This window comes from Ruegeria sp. MALMAid1280, from assembly GCF_049195285.1.
Taxonomy (GTDB): Bacteria; Pseudomonadota; Alphaproteobacteria; order Rhodobacterales; family Rhodobacteraceae; genus Ruegeria.
On record NZ_JBMIRT010000059.1, the window covers coordinates 733,899 to 750,235 of the forward strand.

Annotated in this window: 15 protein-coding genes; 4 read left to right on the forward strand and 11 right to left on the reverse strand. The window is 60.6% G+C overall.

The features are described from left to right. Position 1: 1 nt before the first annotated feature. Positions 2 to 757, forward strand: coding sequence for a ParA family protein (locus ACOQFT_RS20530; protein ID WP_421599701.1), 756 nt, complete (start codon positions 2 to 4; stop codon positions 755 to 757). Next, positions 754 to 1,221 carry a CYTH domain-containing protein gene (locus ACOQFT_RS20535; protein ID WP_421599702.1) on the forward strand — a complete coding sequence of 156 codons (468 nt, stop codon included), beginning with the start codon at positions 754 to 756 and terminating at the stop codon, positions 1,219 to 1,221. The genes ACOQFT_RS20530 and ACOQFT_RS20535 overlap by 4 nt, the downstream gene beginning before the upstream one ends. Here the strand turns inward: ACOQFT_RS20535 and ACOQFT_RS20540 are convergent. From ACOQFT_RS20540 to ACOQFT_RS20580, 9 genes are all read right to left on the reverse strand, one after another. Next, complete coding sequence (locus ACOQFT_RS20540; protein WP_421599703.1) at positions 1,218 to 2,588, reverse strand: ATP-binding protein; 1,371 nt, start codon at positions 2,586 to 2,588, stop codon at positions 1,218 to 1,220. The two genes, ACOQFT_RS20535 and ACOQFT_RS20540, sit on opposite strands and share 4 nt — an antisense overlap. Further along, on the reverse strand, positions 2,581 to 3,261 hold the full coding sequence (locus ACOQFT_RS20545; protein WP_170442156.1) for a response regulator transcription factor: 681 nt from the start codon (positions 3,259 to 3,261) through the stop codon (positions 2,581 to 2,583). The genes ACOQFT_RS20540 and ACOQFT_RS20545 overlap by 8 nt, the downstream gene beginning before the upstream one ends. 181 nt (positions 3,262 to 3,442) lie before the next feature. Further along, complete coding sequence (locus ACOQFT_RS20550) at positions 3,443 to 4,879, reverse strand: Do family serine endopeptidase (protein WP_421599704.1); 1,437 nt, start codon at positions 4,877 to 4,879, stop codon at positions 3,443 to 3,445. A 753-nt stretch (positions 4,880 to 5,632) separates the two neighbouring features. After that, the gene (locus ACOQFT_RS20555) at positions 5,633 to 6,232 is read right to left on the reverse strand and encodes a nucleotidyltransferase family protein (protein WP_421599705.1); all 600 of its coding nucleotides are present in this window, start codon (positions 6,230 to 6,232) and stop codon (positions 5,633 to 5,635) included. A 31-nt stretch (positions 6,233 to 6,263) separates the two neighbouring features. After that, positions 6,264 to 8,681 (reverse strand): GcvT family protein, encoded by a 2,418-nt coding sequence (locus ACOQFT_RS20560; RefSeq protein ID WP_421599706.1) that lies wholly within the window; start codon positions 8,679 to 8,681, stop codon positions 6,264 to 6,266. 92 nt (positions 8,682 to 8,773) lie between these two features. Then, positions 8,774 to 10,081 (reverse strand): HlyC/CorC family transporter, encoded by a 1,308-nt coding sequence (locus ACOQFT_RS20565; RefSeq protein WP_421599707.1) that lies wholly within the window; start codon positions 10,079 to 10,081, stop codon positions 8,774 to 8,776. A gap of 63 nt (positions 10,082 to 10,144) precedes the next feature. Beyond that, positions 10,145 to 11,098: a site-specific tyrosine recombinase XerD gene (locus ACOQFT_RS20570; protein WP_421599708.1), complete on the reverse strand. Its 954-nt coding sequence runs from the start codon at positions 11,096 to 11,098 to the stop codon at positions 10,145 to 10,147. A gap of 2 nt (positions 11,099 to 11,100) precedes the next feature. After that, positions 11,101 to 12,624, reverse strand: a complete 1,524-nt coding sequence (locus tag ACOQFT_RS20575; protein ID WP_421599709.1) for a hypothetical protein — start codon at positions 12,622 to 12,624, stop codon at positions 11,101 to 11,103. After that, entirely contained in the window at positions 12,614 to 12,763 is a 150-nt protein-coding gene (locus tag ACOQFT_RS20580; protein ID WP_170348465.1) for a hypothetical protein, read from the reverse strand. The genes ACOQFT_RS20575 and ACOQFT_RS20580 overlap by 11 nt, the downstream gene beginning before the upstream one ends. A gap of 79 nt (positions 12,764 to 12,842) precedes the next feature. On the opposite strand from ACOQFT_RS20580, the gene ACOQFT_RS20585 reads away from it, so the two are divergent. Together ACOQFT_RS20585 and aroB are read left to right on the forward strand one after the other, a co-directional pair. Further along, complete coding sequence (locus ACOQFT_RS20585; RefSeq protein ID WP_170442177.1) at positions 12,843 to 13,430, forward strand: shikimate kinase; 588 nt, start codon at positions 12,843 to 12,845, stop codon at positions 13,428 to 13,430. Further along, a complete protein-coding gene (aroB, locus tag ACOQFT_RS20590; protein WP_421599710.1) occupies positions 13,430 to 14,542 on the forward strand; it encodes a 3-dehydroquinate synthase in 1,113 nt (370 codons plus the stop codon). The genes ACOQFT_RS20585 and aroB overlap by 1 nt, the downstream gene beginning before the upstream one ends. Here aroB and ACOQFT_RS20595 read toward each other — a convergent pair whose 3' ends face one another. Continuing rightward, positions 14,543 to 15,613, reverse strand: coding sequence for a site-2 protease family protein (locus ACOQFT_RS20595; RefSeq protein ID WP_421599711.1), 1,071 nt, complete (start codon positions 15,611 to 15,613; stop codon positions 14,543 to 14,545). An 18-nt stretch (positions 15,614 to 15,631) separates the two neighbouring features. Beyond that, the gene (ssb, locus tag ACOQFT_RS20600; RefSeq protein WP_170442187.1) at positions 15,632 to 16,135 is read right to left on the reverse strand and encodes a single-stranded DNA-binding protein; all 504 of its coding nucleotides are present in this window, start codon (positions 16,133 to 16,135) and stop codon (positions 15,632 to 15,634) included. Positions 16,136 to 16,337: the final 202 nt, after the last annotated feature.

Below are 16,337 nucleotides of genomic sequence, written 5' to 3' on the forward strand. Positions count from 1 at the left end.
AGTGAAGATAATCGCCTGCTACAGCAACAAGGGTGGGGTGGGAAAAACCGCGACCTCGGTAAACCTGGCCCATGCCTATGCGCAAGCGGGATGCACTGTGCTGCTGTGCGATCTCGATCCGCAGGGGGCGTCGGGGTTCTATTTCAGGGTGAAGCCGTCGAAAAAACTGACGGATGCGCGGTTCTTCGAAGACGTTGCGCGGTTCACCAAGTCGATCCGGGCCAGTGATTTTGACAGGCTGGACGTGCTGCCCGCTAACCTGACCTTTCGCGATTTCGACGTATTCCTCTCACGAATGCGGAACAAGCGGTCGCGGTTGAAAAAGGCCTTGGCCACCGCAGGCAGTGACTATGACGTGATCATTCTGGACTGCCCGCCGAATTTCTCGACCCTGTCCGAGAACATCTTCAAAGCCGCCGATCAGATCCTAGTGCCAGTCATTCCGACCACTCTGTCGGAACGGACGCTTGAACAGTTGGTGCGTTTCTTCGACGATCACAAGTTACCCAAGAAAAAGCTCAAGGCATTCTTTTCGATGGTGCAGCGGCGCAAAACCCTGCATCTGGAAACGATGGAGAAGATGCGCAAAGCGTACAAGAAACGGTTCCTGCAGTCCGAGATCCCCTTTGCTGCAGATATCGAGCGCATGGGCCAGAACCGCGCTCCGGTCAGCATCTTTGCCGGACGCAGTGCCGCAAGTGTCGCCTATCAGGCGCTGTTCGATGAACTGGAAAACGGAGTGATTTCAACCAAATGAGCACCGAGATTGAACGCAAGTTTCTGGTCGCGGACCTGCCGGACCTGAGCGGTACGGAAAAGGCCGTTGTGCGTCAGGGTTATTTGACGGCGCCTGACGACTCCACCGAACTGCGCCTGCGTCAGAAAAACGATACGTATTACCTGACCCTGAAGGGGGGCGGCGCTTTGGTGAGGGTCGAGCGTGAGGCTGAAATCTCGGCTGAACAATTTGACACCTTCTGGCCCGAAACGGACGGGCGACGGGTGGAAAAGGAACGCTTTACCGGGCAGTTGCCGGATGGCCGGGTGTTCGAACTGGACGTGTTTCAGGGCGATCTGGCACCGCTGCGTCTGGTCGAGATCGAGTTTCAGACTGAAGCCGAGGCCGAAGCCTATACTCCTCCCGAGTGGTTCGGTGCGGATGTGACAGCAGATAAACGCTATAAAAACAAGATGATGGCGACCAAAGGTAAGCCGGTTTAAGGCTTGCGTGCCAATTTGATCTCCACCTCAAGCCCCGGATCGCAATTATGCGCCTCAAACGTGCCGCCGTGCATTCGGGATATTGCGGCAACCAGGGCCAACCCCAGCCCGGCATTGCGCTCGGTCCGGGCCGGGTCGAGCGTGACAAACGGCATGTGCAGACGCGGCAGGTCTTCTTGCGGGACGCCCGGTCCTCGGTCACGGACGCTGAGGCTGGTAAAGGGGCCGTCTTCGGACAGGTTGATCGTGACCGTCGTATCCTGCGGGGCATAGCGCATCGCGTTTTCCAGCAGGTTCGACAGCGCCTGAGATAGCAGCGGCCGGTGCCCGGGAATAGAGCCCGCGCTGCCGGTGACCTCAAGTCGGATACCCTGATCGTCGGCGACGGGCTCGTAGAGCTCGGCCACATCCGCCACCAGTTGCTGCAGGTCCACCGGTTCGAACTGTTCCCGACCCACACCGGCCTCGGCGCGTGAGATTTCGGTCAACTGCCCCAACACGCGCAGCACGTGGTCGATTTCGGTGCTGGCCCGTGCAACGTCGATCTCACGCTCCTGATCTGTCTTGTCCGGGTCAGACAAAGCCTCGACCCGCTGTTTCAGCCGCGACAGGGGAGAGCGCAGGTCATGCGCAATGGAATTCGATGTGGTCCGCAGATTGCTGACCAGTTCCTCGATCCGGTCCAGCATGGTGTTGAGCGTGCCGGCCACCTGATCGAACTCATCGTCGGTCCCGCGCAGGGGCATTCGGCGGGACAGGTCGCCCGAGACAATGTTTTCGGCGGTGCTGGCGATGTCGGACAGGCGGGAAAAGACCAGACGGGTGAATAGCCAGCCAGTCAGCACGCTCAGCGCCAGTGCAATCGCCAGCGCGATGCCGACCGACCGCAGCAGCACCCGGTCGAACTGCTGCCGCGCCAGCGCGTCGCGCCCAACCAGCAGACGTTCACCGCCGGGCAGGCGGATCGAGGCGGCCGAGATGGGCACAAGTTGGTCATTGTCGGCGCGGCGCAGTTCAAGATTGACCCAGCCGCTGCCTGCGGTGATCCCTTCGGGCCATTGTTTGAGGTTGCCCGCCAGTTTGGCGCCGAACCGGTCCGTCAGCAGATATAGTGCGTCCCGTTCCGAGGCGGTCGGGAGGCGCCGTTCAATCGCGGTCAGCAGCCCGATCAGGCCACGTCGTTCATATTCGTCCGCCAGCCCGGTCAGTTCCGCCGACACGACCGAGCGGGTCTCGCCCTCGATGCTGCGGTTGGCGGTGACATAGACCAAAGCCAACACGGTAGCCGTCAGCAAGGTGCTGAGAACCATGCTGGCCAATACAAGGCGTGTTCGCGAATTGTTGAAGGAAAGTCGTAGGTTATCCATCAGAGATCATGTAGCCCGCGCCCCGGACGGTTTCGATCATCGGCGGTTCACCACCTTCGTCCAGTTGCCGCCGCAGCTTGGAAATATGGACATCGACCACATTGGTATTCGGGTCGAAATGATAATCCCAAACCCCTTCCAGCAGCATGGTGCGCGACACCACGCGGTTCTTGCGGCGCAGGAAGAACTCAAGGATCTGGAACTCGCGCGGGGTTAGGGTGATCTCACGCCCGTTGCGGGTGACCTTGCGGGTCAGCAGGTCCATCTCAAGGTCACGGCAGGCCAGGGTCGGGCTTTCCTCGGCCTCTTGCGGGCGACGCAGAAGGGCCTCGATCCGGGCGTGCAGTTCCTGGAACGAAAACGGTTTGACCAGATAGTCATCCGCTCCGGCGCGCAGGCCCTTGACGCGCTCGTCCACGGCGCTCATCGCGGTCAGCATCAGAACCGGCGTTTTCACACCCGCCGCGCGCATCGACTTGATCAAGGACAGCCCGTCCAGCCCCGGCAGCATCCGGTCCAGGACCACGGCGTCAAACCCGCCGTCGGTGGCGTGGTACAGGCCCTCGCGGCCGTCTTCGGCTGCTTCGACAACATACCCTTCCTCGCCAAATCCCTTGGCGATGAAGTCCCGGGTGTCTTCGTCATCTTCGACGATCAGCAGGCGACGGCTCATGATCTGAGTTCCTTTCTACCAGGATTTAAACATAGTTTTCGGGCAAAACACATGGTTTTGCTAAATAATCTGCCGGGTGCGGAGATACGCACCCGGCAGCCCCAGGGGTTTGCGGACAATTCAAACCCGCCAGGGAGGCGCCCGCCAGATTCCCCATCACGTGGCGCGCGCTGGTGTCAGATCAGGCGATTTCAACCGCCACGAAGATCTGGTTTCCGCCGCGATTGATCAGCACAAGCGCGGGATCGGTCTTTTCGCTGTCCAGCGCGGCTTTCAACGCGTCCGGAGTCGCAGTTTCCTGACCGCCCAGCTTCACGATCACATCACCGCGCTGCAGTCCGGCCTTGGCCGCCGGGCTGTCGGGCTTCAGGTCAGTGACGATCACGCCGTCGACATTTTCGCCAACCCCCATGTCGGCGCGATTGCTGTCGGTCAGCGGGGCAACGGTCACGCCCAATGCGGTGCCCGAGACGGTTGCGTCCATGGACTTGTCGATCTCGGCCGAGGCGCTTTGATGCTGGCCGATAGTCAGTTCGATCTGCTGTTCCGTGCCATCGCGCAGAACGGTCAGAACGCTGTCCGTGCCCACCTTGGTTGTACCAACAAGGATCGGCAGGTCGCTGCTGGAGTCGACGGTCTCATCGTTGAAGGTCAGGATGATGTCACCCTGTTTCAGAACACCATCCGCAGGGCTGCCATCAACGACGTCCGCAACAAGTGCGCCGTGCGAGGCATCGGTACCCATGGCCGCGGCGATCTCGGGGCTGACATTCTGGATCGATACACCCAACCAGCCGCGGCTGACCTGACCGTCATCGCGCAGATCAGCGGCAATATGTTCCACGATGTTCGATGTCACAGCAAAGCCCAGACCCACAGAGCCGCCGGTGGGCGAATAGATGGCCGAGTTCACGCCAACCACTTCGCCTGCCATGTTGAACAGCGGACCACCCGAGTTACCCTTGTTGATAGCTGCATCGGTCTGAATGAATTCAGCGTAGGGCCCAGCCGAGATATTGCGGCCTTTGGCCGAGACGATCCCGGTGGTCACGGTGGAATGCAGCCCGAACGGGTTGCCGATGGCCACGACGTCTTCGCCCACGCGGATCACGTCGCTGTCGCCCAGGTTGACGGCTTGCAGCGCCTCGTCCGCTTCGATCTTCAGAACCGCGATATCGGTCAGAGGGTCGGTGCCGATGATTTCGGCGTCATAGCTACGGTCGTCGGACATGCGCACCGTGACAGACTCGGCATTGTCGACGACATGATGATTGGTGACGATGTATCCGGCCTCATCCAGAACAAACCCAGAGCCCAGCCCCTGTGCCGGCCCGCGCTGAGGGGCGTTGAACCCATCTGGCGTGCCGAAGCGTTTAAAGAATTCCCCAAACGGATGCTGGTCAAAGTCGAAGTCCTGACCCTGCGCCGGAACGGGCGCTGCGCCTTGTTCCGCGATAATGGTGACGACCGAAGGCGAAACGTTTTCCACCAGATCGGCCAGTGCTTCGTCGGCCATCGAGGGCAGGGCGGTGGTTGTCAGCATGGCGGCGCTCAGCGCGCCAGCGCCAATCCAACTGGCTGTCCCGGGCAAAAGAAGTGAGGATTTGCGGATGCTCATTTTGGTCTCCTGTTTTTGTCACGCGGTTGTGGCCGCGCGTTGAAACAGGAGATGCGCGTTCAGTCTGAGTGTTTCCTGAGCGAAATGTTAAGAAATCTTAATTTTGCCACAAACGGACGGTTTTATGCCGCCATGCCGATGGCTGAAATCGGAGGATTCGTGCGAATCACCGCGGGCGAATCGGTGGATTGTTGCCGGTTCGGGTGCCAAGTTGCAAAAAGAGTTGAATTGAATCAAATTTGTTAACAAAGCAGCCGGCAAAATTTCTCGATTTTCAGTGATCTTCTCTGAGTTGTGGTCATGTTCAAACTTGGCTGAAGGTAACGGAAACAATTGTTGGCAATTTCATCAGATATCTTATTAGGTTTGCGCTTATTGCTAAATGACGTGGCGTTAGTCAAATGCGTGACTCTTCTTTAGGTTGATTATCGCCAAAGAAATGTTGCGTAAAAACCATTCTGAGAGACGCAAAATTAACCGTTCTTTCCAATTTTACGTTGTTTGATCGCATCGGATCGGTGACGATGAAAGGGCCCAAGCGAGGGGGAGCCGATGGCACTAGGGGGTGCCTCAGGCTTGTCACAGTCACTGGAAACGCTGAGCGGCATGTTAACGAGGGGGTCTTGTTTAGGTTCGGCGGCGGAATAGCCAGGATGTCATTAGGCATTGTTGGCCGCGTTTCCGGGATTGATGAAAAGTGGTAGTCCTGTTTTGGGTACCGGCCCGGTCGATATCGACCGGGCCGCGTTACTTTCAGGAGCCGCGTTTTGCGTGCCACTCCGCCCAATCCTGAGGCGTATCCAGATCCAGCAGGGCGTTTTGACCGGGTAAGATGTGCAGATGCACTTTGCCAGCATTGGCGCGGACCACGGACTGTGCGCCTTCGTCGCCCGACAGTTGGTGGATATGGTCAAACAATCTGCGATCAAACGCAACCGGGTGGCCCGGTTTGCCGTCAGCGGTCGCGCCACGCCAGATCAACTTGTCCGGGTGGGATTGAACCGAACCAAGCACAGCCGCCAGGTCCTCGGAGGTGATGTCGGGCAAATCCGCCAGCAAGACCATCGCAGCGTGTGCCACGGCTGGTACATGCGCAAGGGCTCCGCGCAGGCTGGCATTCATGCCTTCGTACGCATCCCGGACATCGATCCGTTGCAGGTCCAACCCGTCCAACACGTCATGCCGCGCGTGCGGGGCCGGGGGCAACGCAACGATTACAGGGGCTGCGCGCAGAGCAATCATTGCTGCGCGCCGCAGCAATGGCACGCCGTCCACGACCTGCAGCAGCTTATCCTTGCCGCCCATGCGGCTGGATTGCCCGGCGGCCAGCAATAGAATAGGTATGTCCGTCATGCCGCCACCATGCCGCCGTATCCCTGCGGTGTCATCCCCGCATACGCGCCCCGTCCGCGTCAAACAGAGGCTTCGAGATCATCTTGGCTTTGCGCAGTTGGCCCAGGATTTCGATCTTAACTTCCAAGCCGTCCGTTGCCCGGTCCGCCGGCAGGAACCCGAGTGCTATGGACTTGCTGGCATAATGCGAATACCCGCCCGATGTGCAGAAACCCACCACTTTGCCGTCCAGCCAGATCGGCTCATACGCGTTCACATCTGCGTCGTCCGCGTCCACCGCGAAGGCCACAAGTTTGCGGGTCGGTCCTTGGGCACGCTCCTGTTCGGCAGCGGACCGACCAATGAAATCGGTGTTTTTGGAGAACGATATAAACCGGTCCAACCCGGTTTCGGCAGCGGTGTAATCGGGTGAGAATTCCCGCATCCACGAGCCAAAGAACTTATCCAGACGCAGGCTCATCATCGCGCGCATCCCGAAGGGTACCATGCCGTGTGGCTGCCCGGCCTGCCACAGCCCCCACCAGAGCTGTCTCTGCGCCATTGGATCGCAATAAATCTCATAGCCCAGATCGCCGGTATAGCTGACGCGCTGCACAATGCAGTCGGTCATACCAACCGTCATGCGCCGCACGTCGAGGAACCGTAGGTCTGAGGTATCGTCTCGGGTACAGGCGGCCAGAACATCCGCTGCCTTTGGGCCGGCGATCTGAAACCCGTTCAGCCGGTCGCTGATGTTCTCGACGGTCACACCATCTTGTTGGTGTTGCAGGAACCAGCGCATGTGGAAAGCCTGGCTGCCGTATGTGGCGGTCAGCTGGAATTCGTGCTCACTCAGGCAGGAGACGGTGAAATCTCCGATCAGCTTGCCCTTGGGGGACAGCATTGGCGTCAGGGATACGCGCCCCGGCTGCGGAATGCGTCCCGCCATGATTCGATCCAACCACGCGCGGGCTTCGGGGCCGGTAATGCGGTATTTGCCGAAGTTGTGGACCTCGTTGATGCCGACGCCATTGCGAACGGCGCGCACCTCGCGGCCCGTCGCGTTGAACGCGTCCGAGCGGCGGAACGATGGTGTTTCGTATCCGGGTTCGCCTTCTTGCGCGAAATAGTTCGACACTTCCAGCCCGTATTGCTGGCCCCAGACGGCACCCAGATCGCTGAAGATGTCATACATCGGGGTCGTGCGGTTGGGGCGCGCGGCGGGCAGTTCTTCGTTGGGGTAGGCGACGCTGAACCGCTTCTGATAGTTCTCGATCACCTTCGGTCGGGTGTAACCGGGGCTGATCCAGTCGCCGAACCGGGCCACGTCCATGGCGAACACATCCCGTTCGGGTTCACCCTCGATCATCCACTGCGCCAGTGTCAGGCCGACACCGCCGCCCTGGCTGAACCCGGCCATCACACCGCAGGCCGACCAGTAGTTGCGCATCCCCGGCACCGGCCCGACCAGAGGGTTCCCGTCGGGTGCAAAGGTGAACGGCCCGTGGATCACCGATTTCACGCCAGCCTCGGCCAGAACGGGAAAGCGTTTATAGGCAAACTCGATACTGTCGGTGATCTTGTCGTAATCGTCGGGCAGCAGTTCATGGCCGAACTCCCACGGCGTTCCGTCCACCGCCCACGGCTTGCAGGGCTGTTCGTAGAACCCGATGCACAGGCCGCGGCCTTCCTGCCGCAGATAGCTTTCACCGGCGGGGTCCATCACATGCGGGTGTTCGCCCCCTGCATCGATGATCGCTTCGATCTGCGGGATCGAGTCCGTCACTAGATACTGATGTTCCATCGGGTGCAATGGGAAGTAAACGCCTGCCATTGCGCCCACCTCACGCGCCCAGAGGCCACCCGCGTTGACCACATGTTCCGCGTGAATGGTGCCTTTGTCGGTCACCACGTCCCAGGTGCCATCGGGGCGCTGGTTTGTTTCGCGCACCATACAATGCGTTTCAATGGTTGCACCGCCCATCCGAGCCGCTTTGGCATAAGCATGGGTGGTGCCCGACGGATCAAGATGCCCATCCAGCGGATCGTAAAGCGCGCCGATGATGCCGTCGGTATTGGTAATCGGGGCGATTTTCTTGATCTCGTCCGGACCGACGATCTCGGTCTCCAACCCCATGAACCGGTGCTTGGCGCGCTCGGCCAGCAGCATGTCGAACCGGTCCTGATTGTCGGCCAGAGTCACCCCACCTACGTGATGCAGGCCGCAGGCCATGCCTGTGATCTCTTCCAACTCTTTATACAGGCGGATGGTATAACCCTGCAACGCGGCCATGTTGGTGTCGCCGTTCAGGGTGTGGAACCCCCCAGCCGCGTGCCACGTAGAGCCGCTGGTCAGTTCCGACCGTTCCAGAAGCGTGACGTCGGACCAGCCCAGTTTGGTCAGGTGATAAAGGACGGAACACCCGACAACACCGCCCCCGATGACGGCTACCTGAGTTGTGGTCTTCATGTCGTGGCCTCCCATGCGTTTTGGTCAAAGACTGCAGGCGCATGGCAGGGCAGGCTGTTCCGTTCACGACATCGCTTGTCGCGGAACAGGGATCAGAGAGGGCGGATTTTCAGCTCGGTAATCCGGTTGCCTTCGCGCGCAGTGACTTCGAAACGGAACCCGTGGAACGAGAATACCTGACCGGTCACAGGGATCATCTGTGCCTCGTGTATGACTAACCCGGCGATTGTGTTGGCCTCGTCATCGGGCAGAGACCAGTCCATCGCCCGGTTTGCGTCGCGGATGGTCATCGCGCCCTCGACAAGGAATTGACCATCGTCAGTTCGGGTCACGGGGACGTCCTCTTCGATGTCGAACTCGTCAGCGATTTCGCCCACGATTTCTTCGAGGATATCCTCCAGCGTGATCAGTCCACGCAGCGAGCCATATTCGTCCACCACCAGCGCAAAGTGGCTGTGCATCCGCAAAAACTCCCGCATCTGATCGTCCAGCGTGGTGGTTTCGGGCACGAAGTAAGGGGCGTTCGCCACCTTCGAGATGTCGAAGGATTTCAGCCGGTCGCTTTCTTCTTCGCTGGCGCCCGCATGGGCATACATGGCGCGGAACAGGTCCTTGGCGTGAACAACGCCCACGATGTTTTCCGGTTCATCCCGGAATACGGGCAGACGGGTGTGCGGGCTTTTCAGGCATTGCTGCAAAATGGCCCCAGGCGCGTCGTCCGCATCGATCATCTCAATGTTCGAGCGGTGCAGCATGATTTCTTCGACCGTGCGGTCGCCCAGATCAAGGGCACCCAGAATACGGTCGCGGTCTTCCTTTTCGACCACACCTTCCGAGTGGCCCAGATGCAGCGCACCGGCGATTTCCTCGCGCACGGCAAGGATGTTGCTGTCGGGGTCGATCTGCACGCCGAACAGGCGCAGCACGCCGCGTACCAGCAAGCGCACCGCAGCAACCATGGGCGAGAAAACCGTAACCACAACGCTGATGATCGGTGCCACAAGGGCGGCTGCTTTTTCCGCGTTGGTGATGGCGTAGGTTTTGGGCAGGACCTCGGCAAAGATCAGAACCAGCAAGGTCATCACCAGCGTCGCCAGCGCCACGCCGCTTTCGCCGAACAGCCGCGTGAACAGCGCCGTCGCAAGCGAGGCCGCAAGGATATTCACAAGGTTGTTGCCCAGCAGGACCGAGCCGATCAGCCGTTCATTGTCATCGGTGATGTCCAGCGCCTTTTGCGCCCCGCGCGAGCCCTTGTCGGCCTGCGCCCGCAGCTTGCCGCGTGACGAGGCGGTCAATGCCGTTTCAGAACCCGAGAAAAAGCCCGACAGAACAAGCAAAAGCAGAATGGCGCCTGTGGTAAACCAGAATGCGCCGTCGATCAGAGAAGAAGAGGGTTCCATCGGTCCTTGGTTATTGGTGTTGCTGCATCCGTTATGGGGTCGCGTCCCCTGCGGATCAAGGGGTTAGCCCTTGTCTTCGGGGTCTTTGGCCAGCGGGTGATGCTCCAGCACCAGTTCGGCCAGGCGTTCGTCCAGAACATGGGTGTAGATTTCGGTGGTCGCCACATCGGCATGACCCAGCAGCGTTTGGATCGACCGCAGGTCGGCACCGTTGGCCAGAAGATGGGTGGCAAAAGCATGGCGCAACGTATGCGGTGTGACCTTTTCCGGGGAAACGCCGCCCTGAACCGCAAGTTCCTTGACCAGCAGAAAGAACATGTGGCGCGTCAGGTGTCCCGATTTCCCGCGCGAGGGAAACAGGAACCTGGACCGTTGGCCGCCATTGGCGACCAGTTGATCCTCGGCCTCGTCCCGAACCATGAGCCACGCGGCCAGCGCCTCTCGGGCAGGAGGAGACAGCGGCACCATCCGTTCCTTGCCGCCTTTGCCCAGAACCAGCAGCATCCGCGGATCACCCCGTGCAGATGAGACCGGCAGCGAGACCAGCTCGGTCACACGCATTCCAGTGGCGTAGAGCACCTCCATCAGGCAGGTGTTGCGCACCCTGTCGCCCTTGGTGCGTCCGGTCTGACGGGCGGCCTGCAGCAGCCGGTCGACCTCGGGCACGTCCAGCGTTTTGGGCAGGCGTTTCTGCCGCCCGGGGCCTTTGATCTGAATGGCGGGGTTGGTTTCACGCCAGCCCTCTTCGAAGGCGAAACGATAGATCTGCTTGATCGCCGACAACCGCCGCGCGCGGGTGGATTGCGCCAACCCCTGCGCGTCACAGTCGATCAGATACGCCTCAATCCGATCACGCTCAGCCTCGGCGAACCCGAGCTTTCGGCGTTCCAACCAAGCAGCAAAATCCTTCAGGTCACGGCCATAGGCCAGCAGAGTGTTGTTGGCCGCCCCAAGCTCGGCCGCTTGTGCCTGCAGGAAGGTGGAGATCCACAGATCCGAAGTTGCCGGGGCCACCATGTTCAGGTGTCCTGTAGGATCAGAAGGTTCAGGGCGGCGCGGCGCGCGGTGTCCTCAAGACCCACACGGCGCAGGGTTGCCACAGCGGCGGTCAGATCGACAAGATTGCCGCGTGCGCCATGGGCGAACAGCTCCATCGTCGCCAGAATAGCCTCACCCAGCTGCCCGTTGGCCAACATGACATCAATGTCCGAGGGGATAGGCGCGGCCCAGGCGAACCCTTCAGCCACCGCATCGGCCCATGGGGAAGGCGATTTGGCCCGCCCCGGATCGCCCTGTGCCAGCGCGGCCAGAAACTGCGTTTCCACCGACTCGTCCGGAGGGGATAGGGCGGCGGTTTCATAAAGTTCGGATAACAGCAGAATTCGCCACCGCAGGTTTTCCGCGGCCGGATCGGGCAGGGCCATCTGCGACAGTCGGCCCGCGAACAACTCGGCAAAGGGAACCTCCAGCCCGGCGCTGCGCATTTGTTCCCAGACTTTGGGCAGTGTCTTGGCAACCGCGCCCGGCTTGCCTGTTTCCAACGCGCTTTCGAATTTTTGCACCGCCGCGACCCGATCCCAGACCGCGCCAGAGGCCGCAGGGGACCGCTCGGTATACAGGCCCAGCAGTTGGTTGGGGGTCAGTGCTCCGATCCGCGTCAGGCGCTCGGCGGCCTCGATCTGCGCCTTCCATCCGGCCACATCGCGCAGGTCGGCATTTGCGAATGCGCGCGGCAGCGGGGTTGAGGGCAAACGCTCGCCAATGGCTTCGAACAGCCGAAAATTCAGTGGGTCGGGGTTTTCGGGCTGCGGCAGGTAATCGGCATCTTCGTAAAGCTCGGGGCTGAGGAACCGGTCAAGTACGTCCAGATCATCGGACGGCAAAACCTGCAGCGCATGGGCGGCCTCAAGCGTCAGCGCGGCGGATCCCCAGTCGCCCCGACGGGCCTTGCAGAAGATTTGCGCCGCATAGTCCTGGGACAGATGCGGCTGTGCGATCAACGCGGTGCAGCTGCGATCCTCATCCCCGGTCAACAGCGTCGCATCGAACCAGCGTTGGAACCGCTCGCGGCTGTCGGTGGGGCCGGCCAGTTGCACCAGCGATTGCACCGGATCAGCCGCACCCAATTGCATCAGGCGGTCCAGCCGCGCCAGCAGCAGAGGTTCCTGCGCATTCGGCCCCGCAGGCGCGCGGGCCTCGGTCAGCAGCAGCGTGAACAGCAGGCGTTGCATCGCCGGGTTGTACTTGACGGGCACGCGGCCGATCAGCTGCGCCAGACGGGCGGGATCGCTGTTCTGCCACAGATCCACGGGCAGCCCGGTCACCGAGGATGACACCAGCCCAAGCGGGGGTGACAGCGCCTCGAGCGGTGTGACCTCGACATCCGGCTGAACGCCGGTCTCGGTCACAGAGGGTTCCAGCAACACGGTCCCCGGCAGGTTTTCCGGCGGGTCGTTTAGCCATTCGATGACGGCAAGAGGTTCCTGTTGCGCCTGGGCCGACCCGGCCAAAAACAGCGCAAACAGTGCGGTCTTATTCGACATTCAGGATTACCGGCTCTCGTATCTCATCCTGCGGCGCCGAGAAGTCGGCGCCGAAGAACGGACCCAAATAGGCATATGCCACCAGCCCGATGAAACCCAGGCAAATCAGATATAACAGGAACTTGATCAGACGGCCCATTGCTCAACGCTGCCCCAATTTTCTCTTTTGTCATAGTTATAGCTAGCATTTTTCCTAAGATCACGTCATTCACGGTGAAATGAGCGAAATTAAGCATAACTCTTCAGGCGTGAACCCGGATACGGGCTTTGAACTGCACAAAACGGTAGTTCTTGTCGGCATGATGGGGGCGGGAAAGACGGCTGTGGGCCGTGCATTGGCCGCGCGGCTGGGTGTTCCCTTCCTCGATAGTGATGCCGAGATCGAATCGGCGGCCAATATGACCATCCCCGAGATTTTCGCGCGCGACGGAGAGCCGTTTTTTCGTGCCAAGGAAAGCCAGGTCATCGGGCGTCTTCTGGATGAGGAAAAAGGCATCTTGTCCACCGGCGGCGGTGCCTTTCTGGCCGCACAGAACCGCACCATGATCACCGAACGCGGCGTGTCCGTCTGGTTGCGGGCGGATCTTGAGGTTCTGTGGAACCGGGTCAAACACAAGGACACGCGCCCCTTGCTGCGCACCGCCGACCCGTATGCGACTTTGCGCGCCTTGTACGAGGACCGAGTGCCGGTTTATGCGCAGGCCGACCTGATCGCTGAATCGGACGGCCATACCTCGATCGAGAATATGGTGAACCGGGTGGTGGATGCGCTGGCCACACGCCCCGATGTTTTGGAACGGAAGTGATGCACCAAACCGTACATGTAGAGCTGGGCGAACGCTCGTATGATGTGGAAATTGGCCCGGACCTGCTGGCACAGGCCGGCACGCGGATTGCCCCATTGTTGCCCCGGCCCAAGGTGGCCGTTGTCACCGATGAGAACGTGGACGCGCTGCATCTGGACGCTCTGCGGGATGGATTGGCTTCTGCCGGGATCGAGATGACGGCCCTGACCTTGCCTGCAGGCGAGGCCACCAAAAGCTGGCCGCATTTCGAACGTACCGTGGAATGGCTGCTTGCCGAAAAGGTCGAACGCCGGGACGTGGTTATTGCCTTGGGTGGCGGTGTCATCGGTGATCTGGTTGGGTTTGCCGCCGCAGTTCTGCGTCGCGGGGTGCGGTTCGTGCAGATACCGACGTCGCTGCTGGCGCAGGTCGACAGTTCGGTGGGCGGCAAGACTGGGATCAACGCGCCGCAGGGCAAGAACCTGATCGGGGCGTTCCACCAGCCGTCGCTGGTGTTGGCCGATACCTCGGTTCTGGGCACGATGACCCAGCGCGATTTCCTGTCGGGTTATGGCGAGGTGGTGAAATACGGCCTTCTGGGCGATGCGGCGTTTTTCGAATGGCTTGAGGCAAACGGAACGGATGTCTCGGGCGGTGACATGGCCGCGCGGGTGCGGGCCGTGACACGCTCGGTTCAGATGAAGGCCGATATCGTGGCGCGTGATGAGACCGAGCAGGGCGACCGCGCGCTGCTCAACCTTGGCCACACCTTCTGCCACGCGCTTGAGGCTGCGACTGGCTACTCCGATCGTTTGCTGCACGGTGAAGGCGTGGCCATCGGCTGCGCGCTGGCGTTTGAGTTGTCGTCGCGTCTGGGCCTATGCTCTCAAGAAGATCCAAGCCGCGTCCGCGCTCATCTTCGGGCGATGGGGATGAAAACCGATCTGGCCGACATTCCCGGCGATATGCCGGGGGCCGAGGCGCTGGTTGATCTGATGGCGCAGGACAAGAAGGTTATCGACGGTCAGCTTCGGTTCATTCTGGCGCGCGGAATCGGTGAGGCCTTTGTTACCTCGGACGTCCCGCCTGAGGCGGTGATTTCGGTGCTGGAAGACGCCCTGGCGACGGTCTGATCACCGCCCTTGGATCACCATCAACTCGCCGATGTTTTCCCGGGTGATGTAGCCGACCATGTTCCCGGCCTGCGTACAGACTGCGATGGCCGGGGCACCTTTGTGCAGCCCGTCCAGAACCGTTTCGAGCCCGCAGGCCAGTTGAACCTGCGGGATATCCGTCACCATGATCGAGGTTGCCGGGTCCGAACGCGGGATGTCTCCGGTCAAGGCGGTGAACAGCCGGTCGCGGGTGACGAACCCCAGCAGAGCGCCCGCTGAATCCAGCACCGGAAATTCATGCTGGGTGGTGTGAATGACGGCCTGTGCTGCGGTGGCCAGCGTGTCGGTGGGGGATAGGGCGTGAAATTCGGTGATCATCGCATCGCGTGCCAGAACCCGCCGCACGACTGAGCGCATGGCGACATCGTGGCTCTCGGAATTGGCGGCGACAAAGACGAACACCGCGATCAGGACCAGGATCGGGTTGCCGACACTCAAACCCCAGAAACCGAACGCCACGGCGACGATCTGCCCGGCAAGGGCGGCGACTCTGGTGGCTTTGACCCGGTCCATTTTCAGGCACAGCAGGGCGCGGAACACGCGCCCGCCATCCATTGGAAAGGCCGGGATCATGTTGAACGCCGCCAGCAACAGATTCAAATAGGCCAGCCGGTTCATCAGCCCGGGGCCGGTCGAGTCGATCTGCGCCATGGTCTCAAGCGGCATTCCGGCCCCCAGCACGACGAGTATCAACCAGATCACGATGTTCACGGCAGGGCCTGCAAGGGCGACCCAGACCTCTTGCATCGGTTTTTCGGGCATCCGTTCCAGCCGGGCCAGTCCGCCAATGGGCAGCAGAGTAATGTCGGGGGTCTTGATCCCGTACCGCCGCGCCATCAGCGCGTGGCCGAATTCATGCGCGACGACGCAGGCAAACAGCGCCAGCACGAAGATCAGATTTTCGACGGCGGCCGGTAACCCTCCGCTGGAGTAGGCGGCAAAACCGACCCAGGCCAGCAGCAGGAAAAAGGTGACATGGACCCTCAGTTCCGACCCCAATATCCGGCCGAGTGAGAAGGACCATGTCATGATATATCTCCGTTTCGCTTAGAACGGGATCTCGTCGTCGTCGATGCCGCCGGATGCCGGGGCAGGGGCGCTGGATGGGCCGCCATAGGGGTCGCCATAGCCGCCACCGGCCTGACCGCCGCCGTAGCTGCCCGATTGGCCGCCATAGCCACCGCCACCGCCGCCTTCACCGCGGGCGTCCAGCATTGTCAGTTCGCTGCGATAGGGCCGCAGGACCACTTCGGTCGTGTATCTGTCCTGACCCGATTGGTCCTGCCACTTTCGGGTTTCCAGCTGCCCTTCGATATAGACCTTGCTGCCTTTGCGCAGATATTGCTCGGCAACCCGCACAAGGGGCTCCGAGAATATAGCGACCGAGTGCCATTGCGTCCGATCCTTGCGCTCTCCGGTATTGCGGTCTTTCCAGGTCTCGGATGTCGCGATGCGCAGGTTGCATACCTTTCCACCATTCTGAAACGACCGTACCTCAGGGTCCGCACCGAGATTGCCGATAAGAATGACCTTGTTGACTGAACCCGCCATGTATTTCCCCGTTCTGAATTGACGTTTGCGCGCCCGAATCTGGCGCAGAGTTTCCAAGCGACCCTATACGGCCTGCGTCGTGGTTGAAACACGGTTGATGCAGGTAACACTCCGCAAGAAAATACGAGGGCTCAGTTTACCAAGCTTTCATTATTAACTGAAATATCTATACTCCTCAGAGTTCCTGAACGAGCGAGATTGG